Source organism: Gemmatimonadota bacterium, assembly GCA_016704275.1.
Taxonomy (GTDB): domain Bacteria; phylum Gemmatimonadota; class Gemmatimonadetes; order Gemmatimonadales; family GWC2-71-9; genus Palsa-1233.
Window position 1 is genome coordinate 568,304 of record JADJAK010000003.1, and the last position, 19,197, is coordinate 587,500.

13 protein-coding genes and 2 rRNA genes (1 of these 15 running past the window's edge) are annotated in these 19,197 nt (G+C 66.5%); all 15 read right to left on the reverse strand.

Features of this window, described 5'->3' with window-relative positions; all coding sequences use genetic code 11:
• Nucleotides 1-35: 35 nt before the first annotated feature.
• Nucleotides 36-596 (reverse strand): OmpH family outer membrane protein, encoded by a 561-nt coding sequence (locus IPG05_10360; protein ID MBK6495490.1) that lies wholly within the window; start codon nt 594-596, stop codon nt 36-38.
• Between the two features lie 38 nt (nt 597-634).
• Nucleotides 635-2,986: an outer membrane protein assembly factor BamA gene (bamA, locus tag IPG05_10365; protein MBK6495491.1), complete on the reverse strand. Its 2,352-nt coding sequence runs from the start codon at nt 2,984-2,986 to the stop codon at nt 635-637.
• A gap of 41 nt (nt 2,987-3,027) precedes the next feature.
• On the reverse strand, nt 3,028-5,508 hold the full coding sequence (locus IPG05_10370) for an ATP-dependent Clp protease ATP-binding subunit (protein MBK6495492.1): 2,481 nt from the start codon (nt 5,506-5,508) through the stop codon (nt 3,028-3,030).
• Nucleotides 5,505-6,584 carry an ATP--guanido phosphotransferase gene (locus IPG05_10375; GenBank protein ID MBK6495493.1) on the reverse strand — a complete coding sequence of 360 codons (1,080 nt, stop codon included), beginning with the start codon at nt 6,582-6,584 and terminating at the stop codon, nt 5,505-5,507. The genes IPG05_10370 and IPG05_10375 overlap by 4 nt, the downstream gene beginning before the upstream one ends.
• A complete protein-coding gene (locus IPG05_10380; protein ID MBK6495494.1) occupies nt 6,581-7,795 on the reverse strand; it encodes an ATP-binding cassette domain-containing protein in 1,215 nt (404 codons plus the stop codon). Before IPG05_10380 ends, IPG05_10375 begins: the two co-directional genes overlap by 4 nt.
• Nucleotides 7,792-9,069 carry an ABC transporter permease gene (locus IPG05_10385; protein MBK6495495.1) on the reverse strand — a complete coding sequence of 426 codons (1,278 nt, stop codon included), beginning with the start codon at nt 9,067-9,069 and terminating at the stop codon, nt 7,792-7,794. The genes IPG05_10380 and IPG05_10385 overlap by 4 nt, the downstream gene beginning before the upstream one ends.
• Nucleotides 9,069-10,634 carry a lysine--tRNA ligase gene (lysS, locus tag IPG05_10390; GenBank protein MBK6495496.1) on the reverse strand — a complete coding sequence of 522 codons (1,566 nt, stop codon included), beginning with the start codon at nt 10,632-10,634 and terminating at the stop codon, nt 9,069-9,071. Before lysS ends, IPG05_10385 begins: the two co-directional genes overlap by 1 nt.
• Nucleotides 10,631-11,735 (reverse strand): peptide chain release factor 2 gene (prfB, locus tag IPG05_10395; protein MBK6495497.1). Its coding sequence is split into 2 segments (ribosomal slippage): nt 10,631-11,674 and nt 11,676-11,735, totalling 1,104 coding nucleotides; the frame shifts between segments, so codons are not numbered across the junction. The genes lysS and prfB overlap by 4 nt, the downstream gene beginning before the upstream one ends.
• Nucleotides 11,736-11,859: 124 nt before the next feature.
• The gene (locus tag IPG05_10400) at nt 11,860-12,543 is read right to left on the reverse strand and encodes a hypothetical protein (GenBank protein MBK6495498.1); all 684 of its coding nucleotides are present in this window, start codon (nt 12,541-12,543) and stop codon (nt 11,860-11,862) included.
• 54 nt (nt 12,544-12,597) lie between these two features.
• Nucleotides 12,598-13,587, reverse strand: coding sequence for a diguanylate cyclase (locus IPG05_10405; protein ID MBK6495499.1), 990 nt, complete (start codon nt 13,585-13,587; stop codon nt 12,598-12,600).
• A 60-nt stretch (nt 13,588-13,647) separates the two neighbouring features.
• Nucleotides 13,648-15,381: a calcium/proton exchanger gene (gene cax / locus IPG05_10410; GenBank protein MBK6495500.1), complete on the reverse strand. Its 1,734-nt coding sequence runs from the start codon at nt 15,379-15,381 to the stop codon at nt 13,648-13,650.
• Between the two features lie 5 nt (nt 15,382-15,386).
• A complete protein-coding gene (locus IPG05_10415; protein MBK6495501.1) occupies nt 15,387-15,560 on the reverse strand; it encodes a Trm112 family protein in 174 nt (57 codons plus the stop codon).
• Entirely contained in the window at nt 15,560-16,432 is an 873-nt protein-coding gene (gene era, locus IPG05_10420; GenBank protein ID MBK6495502.1) for a GTPase Era, read from the reverse strand. The genes IPG05_10415 and era overlap by 1 nt, the downstream gene beginning before the upstream one ends.
• 150 nt (nt 16,433-16,582) lie before the next feature.
• Nucleotides 16,583-16,699: ribosomal RNA gene (gene rrf / locus IPG05_10425) — 5S ribosomal RNA — on the reverse strand.
• Between the two features lie 79 nt (nt 16,700-16,778).
• Nucleotides 16,779-19,197, reverse strand: a 23S ribosomal RNA gene (locus IPG05_10430) (it continues 529 nt past the right edge of the window).

Consider the following 19,197-nt stretch of genomic DNA (forward strand, 5'->3'; position numbering starts at 1 on the left):
CGCCTGTGCCGTCAGCGCGCCCTCAGCCCCGAGGCTCAGGGCTTCGCGGCCGGAGCGGTCGCGCCGCGGAGACGCTCGATGACCTTGGCGGTCAGGTCGAGGGACTTGTCGGCCGCGAGGATGGCGTTGCCGTCCACCGCGACGTCGAAGATCATCGCGCAGTTGTTCTCGGCGCGAATGCCCTCGATGACGGCGGTGATGCGCGACTCGATCGGCGACACCAGCTGGGTGCGACGATCCTGCGCCTTGGTCTGGATGTCCTGCTGACGCTTCTCGAGCGCATCCTGCTGGTCCGAGAGCTTCTTCCGCTCGGCGGCGCGGTTCGTGGCGGAGAGCATCACCGACGTCTCCTCGAACTTGGCGGCCGCGGCCTGGAGGTCGCCCTGCAGCTTGGCGATCTCGGTCGAGTAGATCTGCATCTCGCGCTTGAAGATCGAGTCCGCCTGCGCGTAGCCAGGCGTCGACTGGAGCACCTGCGCCCCGTTCACGTAGGCGACCTTGCAGCCGGCGATCGACTGGGCCGAGACCGGCGCCACGAGCAGGAGCATGGCGGCCGGAAGGCCGAGGGCGCGGAGCGGGAATCCAACACGAATCATCGGGACATCCTTGGCGTACTGCCGGTTGAAGTCAGCAACTACTGGAAGTTGCCGAGGCGGAAATGAAGCTGGAAGCCGGGCTTGGGGCGACCCAGATTGTCCAGCTTGTCGAACCCGTACCCGAGATCGACGCCGATCGGGCCAAGCGGGGAAATTAACGCCACGCCGACGCCTGCGCCCCGATAGAGACGAGTGGGATCGTATTGGCGCACATTGCGGTAGACATTGCCGGCATCGAAGAAGGTGTTGACATAGAGCGCCTGGGAGATTCTGGCGCCCGCCTCCACCGTAAACGCCGCGTACGACTTGCCGAAGCCGTCGGCGCTGGCGCGCTGCCCACCCGCCTGGGTGTCGAAGCCGTTCGGGGTGATCGCGAACTCGCTGTAGCCGCGGAGCGGGATGCCATACTGCACGCCGCCGAGCGAATAGAGCTGGGTGAAGAAGCCACCCGGATCACCGAAGATGAAGCCCGACTTGGCCGTCAGGCCGAGCGTGAACTGGACGCCGCCGCTGAGGGAGCCGGGGGTGCCGCCGACGCGCCCGAGGGGGGCGTACCACCGGGTATCGAGGTCGACCTTCTGGTAGTCACCGGTGCCCCCGAGCGGACCGCCATTCTGCTCGACGCCAACCTGCACCATCGAGCCGGCGATCGGGAACGGCAGGCCGATCCGCGTCTCGCGCATGAACGACAGGCCGATCGTCGACCGCGAACACGGAGCGCACTGGTACCGCGCCTGCAACTCCACCGACCCTTCGGAGTAGCGGATCCGCTGGAAGCCGTACGAGGCGAAGAGTCGCGAGACGCGCGAGCCGAGCCACGGCAAGCCGAGCTGGATGGAGCCGCCTTCCTGCTGCTGCCGCCCGAGGTCGCCGATCACGTACCGCTGGCGGGAGTTGTAGACCGTCAGCGTGCCGGAGATCCGGCTCTCGTGAATCGCCGGGTCGGAATACGACAGCGAGAAGTCGTTGATGTTCCGGCCGAACTGGTACTGCAACCGCCCGCGCTTGCCGCGGCCGAAGAGGTTCGGCTCTTCGAGGCCGAGGAAGCCGCCAAGTCCGGTGCCCTGGCCGACCGAGGCGCCGAAGTTGATGTTGCCCGTCCGCTTCTCTTCGACGCGGAAGGTGACGTCGACGTCGACGCCGTTCGGTGCCGGCGCGATGTCCGGATTCGGCAGCGGGTTGAAGTAGCCGAGATTCGAGATGTTCTGGTACGACCGCTTCACCGCTTCCTGGTTGTACAGCTGCCCGGGGAGCAGGACGATCGCTTCGCGGATCACGCGCTCATGGGTGACTTCGTTGCCGACGATGTTGACCTTGTTGACCGTCGCCGGCTGGCCCTCGAAGATCCGCCACCGCAGGTCGAGCACCTTGCTGCCATCGGGGAGGGTGCGCCGCGCCTGCTCGGGATCGACGCGCGCCTGGATGTAGCCGGCGTTGGCGTAGGTCTCGCCGACCTTCTGGGTCGCCTCTTCCCACTGACTGCGGTTGAAGAGCCCGCCGAGCTGTTGCCCGGTGCCCACCTGACCCGGCAGGCCGAACGGGAAGCCCTGCGACAGCTCCTCGAGCGAATAGCGCCGATTGCCGATGATCTCGAAGGTGCCGACCTTGTAGACGTCGCCCTCCTCGACCTTCAGCTTGAGCGTGGCCTTCCCGTTCTGCTGGTCGTCGACGATCGTGTCCTGGACCACCTGGAAGTCGATCATTCCCCGCTCGCCATACCACCGGGGGAGCCGCTCACGCATGTCGAGGTCGAGCTCGCGCTCGTTGTACGCGCCGGGGCGGAACCACCAGAAGCCCTCGGGCTTGGTGGCCATCGCCCCGACCATCTGCTCGGCCGTCATCGCCGAATTGCCTTCGACCTCGACCCGGGCGATCGCGACGCGATTGCCCTCGTCGACCGTGTAGGCCAGCGTGACGCCGCCGTCCTCGGTCCGGGTCTCCTTGTAGGTCACCTTGGCGGTGTAGTAGCCGAGCTTGTGATACATCGAGTCGATCTGATATCGCGCCTTGGCGGCAGCGACGCGTTCGATCGGCTGCCCAATCGCGAGCCGGACGAACTCCTTCGACTGCCGCGCCGCGACCTTGTCCGGCCCCTCGAGCGTCCAGCTTCGCAGCAGCGGCCGTTCGACCACCACCAGCGCGAGGATCAGGACCTCGTCTCCCTCGCGCTGCTCGACCGTCACCCGGTCAAACTGACCGGACCGGTAGAGCAGCGTGATGGCGCGCTGGATGTCACGCCAGGTGATGACGGCACCCTTGCTGAGCCCGGCAACGGCCAGAATCTGGTCCGCCTTGTTGCGGAGGTTGCCCTCGACCAGGATCGAATCGACCGGTGGCATCGCCGGCGGATCCTGCGCCCGGAGCGGCGTGGTCTGCATCAGGGTGGCCACTGCGGCCACCCCGAGTACACGCCGGCACACCGACGCGGCGCTCAGGCCTTGCTCTCGGACAGGGCCCGGAAGGCCAGCTTGTCCCCTTCAGGGGCAACATCCACTTCGATCTCATCTCCCGGCACGAAGTCCGCGGCGAGAATCCGCTCGCTGAGCGGGTCCTCGATGTACCGCTGGATCGCACGCTTCAGCGGACGCGCGCCATAACTCTGGTCATAGCCGTGATCGGCCAGGAAGTCGATCGCCGCCGGCGTGAGCCGCACCTCGTCGCCGAGCCGCCGCATCACGTCCTTGAGCAGGACGGTGACGATCTTCGCGATGTGCTCCTTCGCCAGCGGATGGAAGACGATCACGTCATCGAGCCGGTTGATGAATTCCGGATTGAAGACCTTGCCGATCTCCTCCTTGACCGTCTCCGACATCTTGGCAAAGCTCTGCGCGCCGTCGGCGGCGTGGAAGCCGAGCGACTTCCCCTGCATGATGTCGCGGGCCCCGACGTTCGAGGTCATGATCACGACGGTGTTCTTGAAGTCGATGACCCGGCCGTAGTTGTCGGTCAGGTGGCCTTCGTCGAGCACCTGCAGCAGGATGTTGAAGACGTCCGGATGCGCCTTCTCGATTTCGTCGAGCAGCACGACCGAATACGGCTTGCGGCGGACCGCCTTGGTGAGCGTCCCGGATTCCTCGTAACCGACATACCCCGGCGGCGCACCAATCAGCCGCGAGACCGAGAACTTCTCCATGTACTCCGACATGTCGACGCGAATGAACGCCGACGGATCGGAGAAGAGGAACTTCGCCAGCGAACGGGCGAGCTCGGTCTTGCCGACGCCGGTCGGGCCGGAGAAGATGAACGAGCCGATCGGGCGGTTGGGATCCTTGAGGCCGGCGCGCGAGCGACGGATGGCGCGCGACACCGCCTTGATCGCCTCATCCTGGCCGATCACCGACACGTGCAGCTCGTCTTCCATGCGCAGCAGGCGCGACGCCTCCGCTTCCTGGATGCGCGTGACCGGGATGCCGGTCCACCGCCCGACGATGAAGGCGACGGCCTCCTCGTCGATGATCGGCCGCATCGTCTGCCGCTCGCGCTCCCAGTCTTCCTGCACCTGACGGATCTGCTGCTGGAGGTCGCGCTCGCGATCGCGGAGGGCCGCGGCCTTCTCGAAGTTCTGGTCGCGGACCGCCTCTTCCTTCTCGACGGTGACCTGCTCGAGCTGCAGCTTCAGCGCGCCGACTTCGGCGGGCGGATGCTGCGACGCCAGGCGGGCGCGCGCGCCCGCTTCGTCGATCACGTCGATCGCCTTGTCCGGCAGGAACCGGTCGGTGATGTAGCGCTCCGAGAGTTCCGCGGCCGCCTTCAGCGTGGCATCAGGGATGGTCACGCGATGGTGGTCTTCGTACTTGCCGCGCAGCCCCTTGAGGATCTCGATCGTCTCCTCGATGGACGGCGGCTCGACCACCACGGTCTGGAAGCGACGCTCGAGCGCGCCGTCCTTCTCGATGTACTTGCGATACTCGTTGAGCGTCGTGGCGCCGACGCACTGCAGTTCGCCGCGCGCCAACGCCGGCTTCAGCATGTTGGAGGCGTCGATGGCACCCTCGGCGGCACCCGCGCCGACGAGCGTGTGCAGTTCGTCGATGAAGAGGATCACGTTCTTGCTCTGCGCGATCTCGTTCATCACCGCCTTGAGCCGCTCCTCGAACTGGCCGCGATACTTGGTGCCCGCGATGACCGCCGCCATGTCCAGCGAGAGGACGCGATGGTCGCGGAGCACGTCGGGGCAATTGCCGTTCGCCACGAGGAGCGCGAGCCCCTCGACGATCGCCGTCTTGCCGACGCCCGGCTCGCCGATCAGCACCGGATTGTTCTTCTTGCGACGCGCCAGGATCTCCATGACGCGCTCGATCTCCTTCGCACGGCCGATCGTCGGGTCGAGCGCTCCCTCGGCGGCGAGCGTCGTGAGGTCGCGGCAGAAGTGATCGAGGGCCGGCGTCTTCGACTTCTTGTCGCCCTTGGGCGGCACGCTCTGCGGACCGGCGGCCGGCGCCGACGACGCGGGCGGCTGCGCCGGGAGGTCGGAGCCAAGCAGTCGCAGCGTCTCGCTGCGCGCCTGTTCCAGCGAGATGCCGGCATCGGTCAGGACCTGCGCCGCGATCCCCTTCTCTTCCTTGAGCAGGCCGAGCAGCAGGTGCTCGGTGCCCACGTAGGAGTGGTTCAGCTCACGGGCCTCGACCATCGCCAGCTCGAGCACCTTCTTGGCACGCGAGGTGTACGGCAGCTCCGGACCGGCGGCCGAGGCCGCCTTTCCCTTCTTCACCGTCTCTTCGATCTTCTGCTGGACATCCTCCAGTTCGACGCCAAGGTTGGTGAGCACCGCCGCAGCGACGCCCTCTCCCTCGCGAATCAGCCCGAGCAGAATGTGCTCCGTCCCGACGTACTCGTGGTGCAGACGGGCCGCTTCCTCGCGGGCCATCTGGAGCACCTTCCGCACGCGGTCGGTGAAGTTGTAGCCGTTCATCCGCCACCCTCCGTGTCAGCCAGCAGTCGACGCACCAACGTGGCGCGGTGCATCGCGAGTGCCTCGTCGTCGAGGCCGGTCCCGGCATCCTGGGCTACGTGCGCGGGCTGCGCCAGCACCAGGAGCCGGTTCAAGATCGGTCGCGCCACGGCCGGAAGGATGCCCATCCCGACGCCCAGCCGGACGCTGCTCAACAGGGTCACCGCCTCTTCGAGGCCCAGTGCCCTGGCGTGCCGCAGGAGTCCCCACGCACGCCACACCTGGTCCTCGAGGGCCGTCGGGGCGTCGCGTCGCAAGACGATCCGCGCCCGTTCCTCGTATTCCACGACCTGACGGACCAATCGCCCCAAATGATCCAGGAGCTCCGTCGCCGACTTGCCGAGGGTGGTCTGATTGGAGAGCTGGAAGAGGTGGCCGAGGGCTTCGCTCCCCTCACCGGAGAGGCCACGATGCGTGAGCCCCACCTGCCCCAATCCATGCAGCACCTTCGCGGCTTCCCGGGTCATCACAAGGGCCGGGATGTGCATCAGCACCGACGCGCGGAGGCCGGTACCGACGTTGGTCGGACAGCTCGTAAGATAGCCGAACTCGGGGTGGAAGGCGAAGGAAAGTCGCCGCCCCAAATCGGCTTCTGCCCCCGCCGCATCGGCATGTGCGGCCGCCAGCGCGAAGCCGGACCGGAAGGCCTGAATGCGGAGGTGATCCTCCTCATTCAGCATCACCGAGGCGGTCGCCCCGAGCAGCAAACCGGCCCCCGAACGGACCCGTCCCGAGGCGTCCAGCCCGGCCAGTTCACGGGAGATCAACTGCCGCTCATGCAACAGGATCCGCTCGCGCTTGCTCAGGCCGTCCACCCGGACCACAGCGGCCCCGGAGAGCCCCGGCGCCTCGCCGGAGGCCGCCTCGACCATCCGGACCACACTTTCGCGGTCCAACGGCGAATTCCGACCCCAGAACGGCCGTCCAGTCAGGTTCCGAGCCAGGCGCACCCGGGTGGAGACGACCAGGGCGCTGTCCGGCCCGGTCGCGTCCAGCCAGGGGAGCGCCCCATCAGGGTAGAGCCCGTCGGTGGTCACTCGGCCACCTCACGGAGCTGCCGCAGCCGGTCCCGCAGCTCGGCGGCCTCTTCGAAGCGCTCGGCGGCCACCGCGGCGGCGAGCACGGCTTCCAATCGGGCCACCTGCTGCTCCGCCGTCAGGGCGCCGGCGGCGACCGCCGATTGCCCGGGCGCCTCGCCCACATGGCGGGTCGCCCCATGCACCCGGCGGAGCAGTTCTCGAAGGGGGCGATCGAAGGTCTCCCAGCAGGTGGGGCATCCCAATCGACCCGATGCCTGGAAATCGCCGAGGGTCGCATCGCACGCCGGACAGTGGACGTCCGGGGCGGCTGCTGCCGCCAGCATGGCGCCGCCGCTTCCCATGGCCGCCAGGAACGCGCCGAGCGGCGTCTCCTCGACCTCGGAATCGGTAGCAACTCCGCGCTCGGCCGCACACCGGCTGCAGAGGTGGAGCGTCCGCACCTCGCCGCCTTCCGCCTGCGTGAGGTGGACCACTGCCTCGCGCTGGTGACAATCGACGCAGAGGCTCATGCCCCCGGTCCCCACCTGATCGGCGGCGCAGAGGACGCCGCCGTGCAGGGTAAGCACCCTGTCAGCCAGGGCGGCGAGGTCGGGATTGTGGGTCACGAGGACCACCGCCGCCCCGGCCTCGCGCGCCGCGTCGAGCAGCAGGCCATGCATCCGGGCCGCCGTCGGGACGTCGAGATTGCCGGTCGGCTCGTCGGCCAGCAGGAGGGCCGGCCGTGGCACCAGCGCCCGGGCCAGGGCCACCCGTTGCTGCTCGCCGCCGCTGAGGACCGTCACCCGCGACGCCGCCCGCCCTTCGAGGCCGACCCGCGCCAACTCGGCGGTCGCGCGGCGTCGGGCATCGGCCGGCGCGACCCCGGCGATCAGCAACGGCATCATGACGTTCTCGGTGGCGGTGAAGTCGCGCAGCAAATGATGAAACTGGAAGACGAATCCGATCCGTCGATTCCGCACATCGGCCAACGCGTCCGCACCGAGGTCGGCGAAGGAGACGCCCTCGAGCCGGACCGTCCCACGATCGGGCCGATCCAGCGCACCGAGGAGGTGCAGCAAGGTGCTCTTCCCGGTGCCGCTGGCGCCCGTGATTGCCACGCATTCGCCCGGAGCCATCGTGAGCGACGCGCCGCTCAGCACCTCGACCGGGGTGCCGTCGCCGCCCGTGAAGCGGCGAACCAGATCGTGACCTTCGAGCAGGATACTCATTCGGCGCGGATCGCTTCCACCGGCTCGAGCTGCGAGGCGCGGCGGGCGGCGGGGATGGTCGCGAGCACCGCAATCGCCAGCGACGTCAGCACCACGCCCAGCACGTCGAGCGGCTCGGTGCGGATCGGCAAGGCGTCGATGAAGTAGACGGTCGGATCGAGCGTGATCAGCTTGCCGCGATCGACGGCAAGCGAGAGCGCGAGGCCCAGCACGAGTCCGATCGAGGTGCCCACCAAACCGATGGTGGTCCCCTGGGTTCGGAAGATCCGACCGATGCCCGACGGCGTGACACCCATGGCGCGCAGAATACCGATCTCGCGCGTCTTGAACGCCACCACCATCGTCAGCGTCCCGACGATGTTGAACGCCGCCACCAGCATGATGAAGAAGATCACCATCGCCATCGCCTTCTTCTCGAGCTCGAGCGCGGCGAAGAGGGTGCCGTTCTGCTCCTGCCACGCCTCGGTCCGATACGGCAGGCCGAGCAGGGTGTCGATCTGCCGCGCGATCGCCACTGCACGCCACGGGTCGCTCACGCGGACGGCGATGTCGGTGATGGCGCTATCGAGCCCGGCAAAGCGCTGCGCATCCGACCGCGACATCACCATGAAGGTGTTGTCGTAGGTGTACATCCCGGTCTCGAACGTCCCGGTGACCTCGACGGTCCACGGCACCACGTTGGCGCCAGTCAATGTGCCTAGCGTGCGACTCCGGCGAACCGCCTTCGGCTGGATGATCTGGAGGAGATCCCCTGGAAGCACAGAGAGACGTTGCGCCAGCCGGCCCCCGAGCACCACGGCGGCATCGACATCGGTCGCGGTCGGCTTGAAGTCGAGGTTCCCTTGCGTCATCACCGAGTCGAGTCGGACGACGCCGTCGTGGCCCAGCCCCGGCTCGATCCCGAGCACGGCGGCGGGCTCGGGATAGCCATCGGCGTTGAGCGTGATCGTCTGCGTGTTCACCTCGGGCGCGACCTGCACCACACCGGGGACGCTGCGGATCTTCGGGAGCTGCGCCTGCCAGTCGTCGACCCGCAGCGAGGCACCGTAGGTGAGCACGCGGAGGTGCGGCGCCGCGACGAGGATCCGGTCACGCAGGTCGTTCCGGAGTCCGGTCATCACGCCGAGCACCACGATCAGTGCCGCGACGCCGATGGCGATCCCGGCGGTCGCGATGATGGTCTGGAGCGACGCGCTCCTCGTGCCGCGCTGCCCGCGGAGGTAGCGCAGTGCGATCTGGCGCTCAAGCGCCGTCGGCCACCAGCGGGCGGCCATCAGCCCTCGGGAGCGATCGGCGCGGCCGGCGCGGCCGACCCGGTGCCGGTGGATTCGGGGCGCATCGCCGGGAAGAGGATCACGTCGCGGATCGAGGCCTCATCGGCGAGCAGCATCACCAACCGATCGATGCCGACGCCGATACCACCGGTCGGCGGCATGCCGTACTCGAGCGCGCGGATGTAGTCGGCGTCGAACTGCTGCGCCTCGTCATCACCGGCGGCCCGCTGGGCCACCTGATCCTCGAAGCGCGCCCGCTGGTCGTCCGGGTCGTTCAACTCGGAGAAGGCGTTGGCCACCTCCCGACCGAGCACGAAGAACTCGAAGCGCTCCGTGAGCCGCGGATCGTCGCGGTGCGGCTTGGCCAGCGGCGAGAGCGCGCGCGGATAGTCCAGCACGAAGGTCGGCTGCACCAGCGTCGGCTCGAGCGTCACCTTGAAGACTTCGTCGAGCAGCCGACCACCCGCCATCGTCGCCGCCGACTCGGCCGGCTCGCCACGCTTCACGAGGTAGGCACGGAGCACAGCCTCGGAATCGTTGAGCACGTCCAGCCCCGAGGTGTCGCGAATTCCCTCGACGAACGAGACCCGACGGTACGGCGCGGTGAAATCGAGCGTGTGCCCCTGCCGCTCCAGCTGCACGCCACCGAGCGTCGCCTGCACCAGCCCGCTCAGGAGTTCCTCGAACATCGTGAGCACTTCGTGGTAGTCGGCGTACGCCATGTACCACTCGAGCATGGTGAACTCGGGATTGTGCGTCCGGTCCATCCCCTCGTTGCGGAAGTCGTGGCCGATTTCATACACGCGCTCGAAGCCACCGACGAGCAGCCGCTTGAGGTACAGCTCGTCCGCGATGCGGAGGAAGAGCGGCATGTCGAGGGCGTTGTGATGCGTCACGAACGGCCGGGCCGAGGCACCGCCATAGAGCGGCTGCAGCACCGGCGTCTCGACTTCGAGGAAGTCGCGCTCGTCGAGGAAACGCCGGATGTAGGCAATGACCCGCGCGCGCAGCCGGAAGGTCTCGCGGAGTTCGGGATGCACCGCGAAGTCGGCGTAGCGCTGCCGATAGCGGACCTCCGGATCGGTCAGCCCGCCATGGACCACCGTGCTGCCGTCCTCGAGGGTCTCGACCTTCCCGCGCGGCAACGGCCGGAGACTCTTGGCGAGGAGCGTGATGGCCGACACCGCGAGGGTCACCTCGCCGGTCCGGGTCCGGAAGAGCCGGCCCTCGACGCCGACGTGATCGTCGAGGTCGAGCAATTCGAGCACCGCCCACCCGTCGGCGAGGGCATCGCGCCGGCAGTAGAGCTGGATCCGGCCCGAGGCGTCTTCGAGGTGCGCAAAGACCGTCTTCCCCTGGCCGCGCAGCGCCACCAGGCGACCCGCGACGGTCACGACCGGTCCGTCCTCGCCCATCGCGTCGTCCCACAGCGCGAGGGCCGCGGCCGCGGTGTGACTGCGGGCAAAGGCGTAGGCGAACGGCGTCACGCCCATCGCTTCGAGCGCGGTGCGCTTGGCGCGCCGACCCTCCTCGACATGCCCCCGAATCAGCAGCGGATCACTCATGCAGCCGTCCCCCCGTTCCGCTTCAGATACGCCTCGATCAGTTCGTCGAGATCGCCGTCCATCACGGCGTGCACGTCGGTCAGTTTCAGCTCGGTGCGGTGGTCGTTGACCATCGTATACGGCTGGAAGACATACGAACGGATCTGGTTGCCCCACGAGTTGTCGCTCTTGGTGGCCTCGAGCACCGCCTTGGCGGCCTCCTGCTCCTCGAGCTTCAGGGCATAGAGCGCGGCGCGCAGCATCTTCATCGCCGTGTCCTTGTTCTTGTGCTGCGAGCGCTCCTGCTGGCAGGCCACCACGGTGCCGGTCGGCATGTGCGTGAGCCGGACCGCCGAGGAGGTCTTGTTGATGTGCTGGCCGCCGGCGCCCGACGCGCGATAGACGTCCATCTTGATGTCTTCGTCGCGGATGTCGATGACGATGGTGTCATCGATGTCGGGATAGACGAACACCGACGCGAACGAGGTGTGCCGCCGCGCCTGCGAGTCGTAGGGCGAGATGCGCACCAGCCGGTGCACGCCCTTCTCCGCCTTGAGAAAGCCGTAGGCGTATTGCCCCTTGATCTCGATCGTGGCCGACTTGATGCCGGCCTCGTCGCCTTCCATCAGGTCGAGGATCGTCACGGCAAAGCCGCGCCGTTCCGCCCAGCGGACATACATCCGCATGAGCATCTGGGCCCAGTCCTGCGACTCGGTGCCGCCGGCGCCCGGATGGATCGTGAGCAGCGCGTCGCGCTGGTCGTCGGCGCCTTGCAGCATCGTCTGCATCTCGAGCTTGTCGAGCCCCGCGGTGATCTTGTCGAGCTCCGTGGCGATGTCGGCTTCCATCGACGCATCGGGCTCGAGCTCGAGCAGCTCCAGCATGCCGCTCGCGTCATCAACGCGCGCCGAGAGGTCGCTGTGCGGCGTGATCCACGCCTTCAGCGTCTTGATCTCCTGCACCAGCTCCCGGGCACGCTCCGAATCCGCCCAGAACGCGGGATCGCCTTGCCGTCCTTCCAGGTCCGTCAGCCGCGCCGTCTTCCGTGGGACGTCAAAGGAAGTCTCGGAGTTCGACGACTCGCTGCTTCAAGCCCGCTGCGCGTTCGGAAAGATCGGCCATCACACCACCCCATCGGGACCAGAGACACCACCGGGCCGCTCACCCGCCCGGTGGCGGGGAACGACCCGGACTCAGCGTTCAAAGATAACGCGATCGGCCCTGCGCGGCGACGCCGCCGGGTGCCTCAACCGAAGAGCGGCCGCCCCTCGGCGAGGATCTCGTTGAGTGCCTCGGTGAACCAGGGCGTGGTGGTGGCGATCTCCTGCCCCACCTGATCCGAATACTCTTCCCAGCTCTTCCGGATCTCCTCGGAGAAGAGCTCCTTCAGCGTGCCGTCGGCGAGCCCGCGCTGCCGCTTCTCCGGATGGTAGACGACGAGATCGGAGACGAGGGCGCGCGCCAAGCGACGCGCGCGCGTCGCCGGATCCTGCTGCAGGAACGGATTGGCAAAGCGGCCGGGTGCCGCGCGTGGTGCCTCAGCGTCGGGCGTCGGTGCCGCCGGACGAGCGGCCGGCGTCGGCTCCGGGGGCAGCGTCGTGAAGGGGACCGCCGGCGGCATCACCGGCGCCGCGACGTCGCGCACCATGACTTCGGCCACCGGCGGCGGCACGTCGATCGGTGGTGCCTCGAGTGGTGGCGCCTCGAACAGCGGCTCGTGGTGGACGACCGGTTCCGGTTCCGGCGCCGGCGGCTGTGCCACGATGGGCTCGACGACAGGCGCGGTCGGCTGGACGTCCCTCGGTGGGAGCGGAATGTCGATCGGCGGAAGCACCGGCGCCGAGATGGGCGGACGGCGCACGGCGATCAGTCCGGCGCAGACGGAGCAGCGCGCACGAACACCGGACTCGGGGACCTTGGCGGGGTCCACCCGAAAGACGGACGCACATTGCGGACAGGTAACGTTCATCGGGTCCTCGAAGCCTCAGGAGCCGCGGGCATCGCGCCCACCCGGCCCACTACGAATCTCATGATCACTGCGGCGCCGGTCCACCACGTAGACCGAGCCGGGAAGCGTCTTGGCATAGCTCTTCATTTCGGTGGCCAACTCGCTGATCTGCGCCGGATGGGTAAAGGTCCGGTGCGCATTGGTCACCACGCCGATCGACAGGGTCATCAGCGGCACGCGATGCAACTGCCCGCGACGGTCCTTGCCGAAGAAGTAGCCCGCCCGCCGATCCTGCTCGCTGTACTGCAACGGCACCAGGGTGTCGAAGACGTTGAGAATCTCGGCGCAGATCTCGGCGTGCGACGCCGCGGGAACCACGAAGATGAAGTCGTCGCCACCGATGTGGCCGACGAAGCCCTCCGGACCGACCACGCCGCGGACGACGTCGTGGAGGATGCGCGAGAGCACGAAGATCACCCGATCGCCATCGTAGTAGCTGTAGCGGTCGTTGAACTCCTTGAAGTGGTCGAGGTCGGCGTAGCAGACGGCGAAGCCGGCGGCCGCGTCGATCCGACGCCGGAACTCGCGCTCGATCTCGATGGTGCCCGGCAACCGCGTCGACGGATGGACGCCGACGTTGCGCTCCGTCCGCGCCATCAAGGCCCCAAGCCGGGCCCGCTGTTCGGCCGGGGCGAACAGGGGCGTCAACACCTCATCGGCGCCGGCCTCGTACCAACGCGCCACCCGATTGGCGTCGTGCGCCCCTGCAAGGATCGTCACCGGGACGATCGCCGTGTAGGCATCACCCTTCAGCCGACGGAGCATCGCCTCCCGTTCGGGGTGCCCCTCGTCGTCCCCCACGAAGAGGAGCGCACCGCGCCCCCGGAGAATCCGCGCCTCGATCTCGGCGGGATCGTCCGTGAACTCGACGACCATCCCGGTGCCCTCGGCCCACCGCCGGTACAACTCCGGCAGCGGCTGCTCAGGCGAGCCACAGTGAAGGATGGTGCGACGCGGCAGCGGCACGCCGGCACTCCGGGACGAGGGTGAACCAACAATTCAACGTATCCGCTCCCGCAGAGGCCGTCAAATGAACCAGGCGGCCGCACCGAGCATGGCGTACAGGGCCAGCAGCTGCACCCCTTCGAACCAGTGGGACTCGCCATCCAGCGTGATGATCGCGGTCAGGATCACCGAGACGCTGAGCGCCATCACCTCGAAGGCCGGGAAGACCAGGTTCATGCCGACCACGCCCATCATCGCGCCTGCAAAGACCAGTATCGGTGCGACCAGCAGCGCCACCTGAGTGGAGGAGCCGAGGGCAATCTGGAACGCCAGGTCGGTATTCCCCTTCCGGGCAACCACGATCGCCGTCGCGTGTTCTGCGGCGTTGCCGATCACCGGGATGATGATCAACCCGAGGAACACCTCGGAGACGCCGAGGGTCTTCGTCACCGGCTCGACGGCATGCACCAGAATCTCCGACATCACCGCGACGCCGACGGTGGCCAGGCCGAGCACCAGCACGGCGCGGCCGATCCCCCACACCGGTCCGTCCACGCCGTGGCTCGCGCCGCCGAAGAGTGGACGATGCGTCCTCAGCACAAAGACGAGGGAGAAGATATAGGTCACACCCAGAATGACCGCGACCGCCTCGGAGAGGTGCAGCTCGACCAGCACGGCAGCATCGGGGTGCGTCGCGTGGAAGAGCGCCGGGAAGACCATGCCCGCCACGGCGAGCGCGAGCATCGCCGAGCTCATCCCCGCGTTGGTGCGATTGAAGGCGAGCATCGGCTTGCGGGTGCCGCCGGCGATCAGCGACAGGCCGAGGATCAGCAGCAGGTTGCCGAGGATCGAGCCGGTGATCGACGCCTTGACGAGGTCGACGTAACCCGCGCGCAGCGCCGCGAGCGCGATGATCAACTCGGCGGCGTTGCCGAAGGTCGCGTTGAGCAGGCCACCCAGGGCGGGGCCGGTCTTTTCGGCGAGGTGTTCCGTCGCGGTGCCCATGAGCCCGGCGAGCGGCAGCACGCCGAGACAGGCCGTGATGAAGATCCAGAGCGGATCGGCGCCGGTGCTGTAGAGCCAGATGGCGACCGGGACCGCGAGGAAGAGCGGCGTCGTGATGCCGAAGCGGCGCTTGGCCGGTTCGACCACGACCGCGACCGGCTTGGGCGGCGGCACCAGCTTGGGCCGAACCGGTGCCCGCGGCTCGGGGATGTCGTCGATCTCGGGATCGCGACCGCGCTTCGGTTCGGGGCGCGCCGGGCGCTCGGCCTTGGGGGCTGGGGCCTCGCTCCGCGCGGGACGTTCTGGCTTGGGCTCATTCTCACGCGCCGCACGGCGAGCGGCCTTCTCGGCGGCTCGGGCCTCGGCCTCGGCCGGATCGCGCCGTGGCTTGGGGGCCTCGGCTCGGACCAGTGCGCGCAGCTTTGACGGCTTGAGCTGGTACTCGGTGAGGGCCCGCGCGACGATCCCCCGCGGCTCATGGATCATCGCGAGGAAGAGGTCGTCCGGGGTCGCGTCGGTGCGGCCGGCGGCGACAGCCTGCTCGGTTGCCAGGTCAATCACGCGTTGGGCCTGCGACGAGAGCCCACCGGGCTCGCCGGCTGGGACGCCGCCGCGCCGACGTCCCTTCCCCTGGGCCATCAACGCGGCGAGGGTGTCGGGGGTCAGGCCGGCGGTGGTGACGGCGTCGGCGAGTGGCCCGGTGGCGGTGTCGAGCCAGGCGAGCAGGAGGTGTTCGGTGCCGGTGAAATCGGCTTCCAGCGCCGCGGCCCGGGCTGCAGCGGCGGCGCGAAGATCATCAAGTGGGGGCACGGAGGTCAGTCGAGAGGGGTGGCTTCGTCGAGCAACATGATCGGGATGTCATCCTCGACCGCGAATACCAGACGACAGGCAAGGCAGGCCAGCGATTCCTCCGGCTCGGTGCGATGCACAAGGTCGCCCTTGCACTTCGGACAGACGAGCAGGTCGAGGAGTTCCTGAGCCAGGGGCATCAACGAATCTCGGGGTCCGGGATGGGAAAGCCAAAGCGGGTCAGTGCGGTCGGCGAGCGGCGCCACTTGGGCAGGACCTTGACCCAGGTCTCCAAGTACACCTTCTCCCCCAACAGGGTCTCGAGGCGCTGCCGGGCGTGGGCCCCAATCTTCTTGAGGGTGGCGCCCTGCTTGCCGATCACGATGCCCTTCTGGGACTCCCGCTCCACGTACAGCGTCGCCCGAATGTACACTGGCGCCGGGGTTTCGCGGAACTCGTCCACCTCGGCCGCGAACGAATAGGGCACCTCGTCGCCCAGCTCCTGGAACGCCGCCTCGCGGAGGTATTCCCCGACGAAGAAGCGGACCGGCTGGGTACCGATGTCCTCCGGGTCGTAACTGAAGGGCGCCTCGGGCAGCAGCGGCGTGATGGCCGCCAACAGCGCCTTGATCGAGGCCGGCCGGCCAATCTCGGTCACGACGACGGTCTTCATGAGCTCGGTCCGGCGGGGGCCGCTCACCAGGTCGCCCTTGGTCAGCACCTTGAGTATCGGCGCCGTGAAGGCCGGGGCATCGGGGACGAGGGAGGCGAAATCGGGATGGTCACCCTCGTCGGCGGGATGCAAGTGCAGGATCACGTCGACCTTGGGGAGCAGCTCGAGGGCCATGTGGCGCATCGCGGACTGCATCAGGTAGGCGGGATCGAGCAGCCCGGGGAGGTCCTCGAAGATCATCTGGACGTCACCCTCGGTGTGGAGCCCGGTGACGGGGATCCGCGTGGCCTGGGCCTTGGGGGAGACCATGGCGAGGGGGGTGCCGAGGATGGCGTTCATGAGGGAGGACTTGCCGACATTGGGTCGGCCGGCCAGGGCGATGCGTCCGGTCTTTGGCATGGGGGAAGATAGTCGTGGAAGAGGTCTTAGGTCTTAAGTCGTAGGTCGGGGCGGGCCTACCGACTTACGACTTACGACTTATGACCTCTAGCACCTCAATAAACGCCAGAAGCCCGAGACTCCTTGCGGAACCTCGGGCTTCAATGGGGTGGCTGACGACGGTCTACTCTCCCACGACCTCGCAGTCGTAGTACCATCGACGCTACAGGGCTTAACTACCGTGTTCGGAATGGGAACGGGTGTGGCCCCTGCGCGCTGGTCGCCAGCCAAAAATATGGGCTGATTAACAAGCGAAGGGAGGGATGATGTGCCTGGGAAGGCAACCGAAAACCAAAAATAATAGGGAGAGATCAAACTGCACGGGCGATTAGTACGGCTCGACTGAAGCGCTTGCACGCCTTACATCTGCCGCCTATCAACGTGGTAGTCTCCCACGGCCCTTCAGGGGTCTTAAGACCCAGGAATGTTCATCTTGGGAACAGTTTCCCACTTAGATGCTTTCAGCGGTTATCTGCGCGCGACATCGCTACCGGGCGATACCCTTGGCAGGATAGCCCGTACACGAGCGGTCGCTTCGACCCGGTCCTCTCGTACTAAGGTCGACGTCCCTCAACATTCCCACGCCCACGACGGATACAGACCGAACTGTCTCACGACGTTCTGAACCCAGCTCATGTGCCACTTTAACCGGCGAACAGCCGGACCCTTGGGACCTTCTCCAGCCCCAGGATGTGACAAGCCGACATCGAGGTGCCAAACCGCGCCGTCGATGTGAACTCTCGGGCGCGATAAGCCTGTTATCCCCAGCGTACCTTTTATCCGATGAGCGACGGGCCGTCCACACGGTCCCGCCGGATCACTTACACCGACTTTCGTCCCTGCTCGCGCTGTCGCGCTCGCAGTCAGGCTGGCTTCTGCGTATACACTCGACGTGCGATTACCGACCGCACTGAGCCAACCATTGTGCGCCTCCGGTACTTTTTAGGAGGCGACCGCCCCAGTCAAACTACCCGCCTGCCACGGTCCTCGCCGGTGTTGCCGGCTGAGTGAGATTGTTAGTAAACGAAGGGTGGTATTTCACTGGTGCCTCCACCAGGGCCGAAACCCCGGTTTCACCGGCTCCCACCTATGCTACGCAACGCATACCGACAATCAATGACAGGTTGTAGTAAAGGTGCATGGGGTCTTTTTGTCCTGTCGCGGGTAATCGGAATCCTCACCGATGCTTCTATTTCGCCGAGCTTACGGAAGAGACAGCTCCCAAGTCGTTACTCCATTCGTGCAGGTCGGAACTTACCCGACAAGGAATTTCGCTACCTTAGGACCGTTATAGTTACGGCCGCCGTTTACCGGGGCTTCGGTTCACTGCTTCGCCTTGCGGCTGACAGCTTGCCTTAACCTTCCGGCACCGGGCAGGAGTCAGAGCGTATACGTTGGCTTGGACAATGCCTTAGCACGCTCCTGTGTTTTTGCTAAACAGTCGCTTGGGACGATTCTCTGCGGCCGGTCTCGCCTTCCCTTGATTAGGTCAGCTACTGCCGGCACCCCTTATCCCGAAGTTACGGGGTCATTTTGCCGAGTTCCTTTTCCGTAAATCACTCGAGCACCTTAGGCTGCTCGCCTCGCCTACCTGTGTCGGATTACGGTACGGTCAACTGCAGTCCTGGCTCGCGAAGCTTTTCTCGGCAGTCGGCGTCAGCATCCCTTTGCGGGTCGGTGAAGACCCTTCGGCATCGGTTCTCGACTATCCCAGCGGATTTGCCTACCGGGAAACGTCTACCACCTTGCAACGGCATAACCACAATCCGTCGGACACCCTGCTCCTGCGTCCCTCCTCGAGCTCATAACGGCCTACAGTTGGTACGGGAATATTGACCCGTTTCCCATCAGCTACGCCTCTCGGCCTCACCTTAGGGACCGACTAACCCTGAGCTGATCGACATGGCTCAGGAAACCTTAGGCTTACGGTGACAGGGGTTTTCACCCTGTTTATCGCGTACTTAATCCGGCATTCTCACTTCCCACCGCTCCACCGCAAGGCTTCCGCCGCGGCTTCATCGCTATGGGAACGCTCCCCTACCCCTCATGCAAAGCATGAAGACGATGCTTCGGCGGGTGGCTTAAGTCCCGACCATTATCGGCGCAATCTCGCTGGACTGGTGAGCTATTACGCACTCTTTAAAGGAATGGCTGCTTCTAAGCCAACCTCCCAGTTGTCACAGCAAAATCACATCCTTTGCTACACTGAGCCACCACTCCGGGGCCTTAGCAGTCGTTCTGGGTTCTTTCCCTCTCGCCGCTGTACATTAGCGCACAGCGACTGCCTCCCGGACAGCATTCCATGGGCATTCGGAGTTTGGTTGGGGGAGGTACCGCTGACGCGGCCCGGACCCATCCAGTAGCTCTACCTCCCAGGAACTCATTTTCCGAGGCTATACCAAAATATATTTCGGGGAGAACCAGCTATCTCCGAGCTTGATTGGCCTTTCACCCCTATGCTCAAGTCATCCGAGCGGTTTTCAACCCACATCGGTTCGGTCCTCCACCGCCTGTTACGGCGGCTTCAACCTGCTCAAGCATAGATCGCCACGGCTTCGGGTCTACGACCACGTACATGCGCCCTATTCAGACTCGCTTTCGCTCTGGCTCCGGCCCTGAGGGCCTTAACCCGCACGTGATCAGTAACTCGCCGGATCATAATGCAAAAGGCACGCGGTCAGGCCCTTGCGGACCCTCCCACAGCTTGTCGGCACACGGTTTCAGGA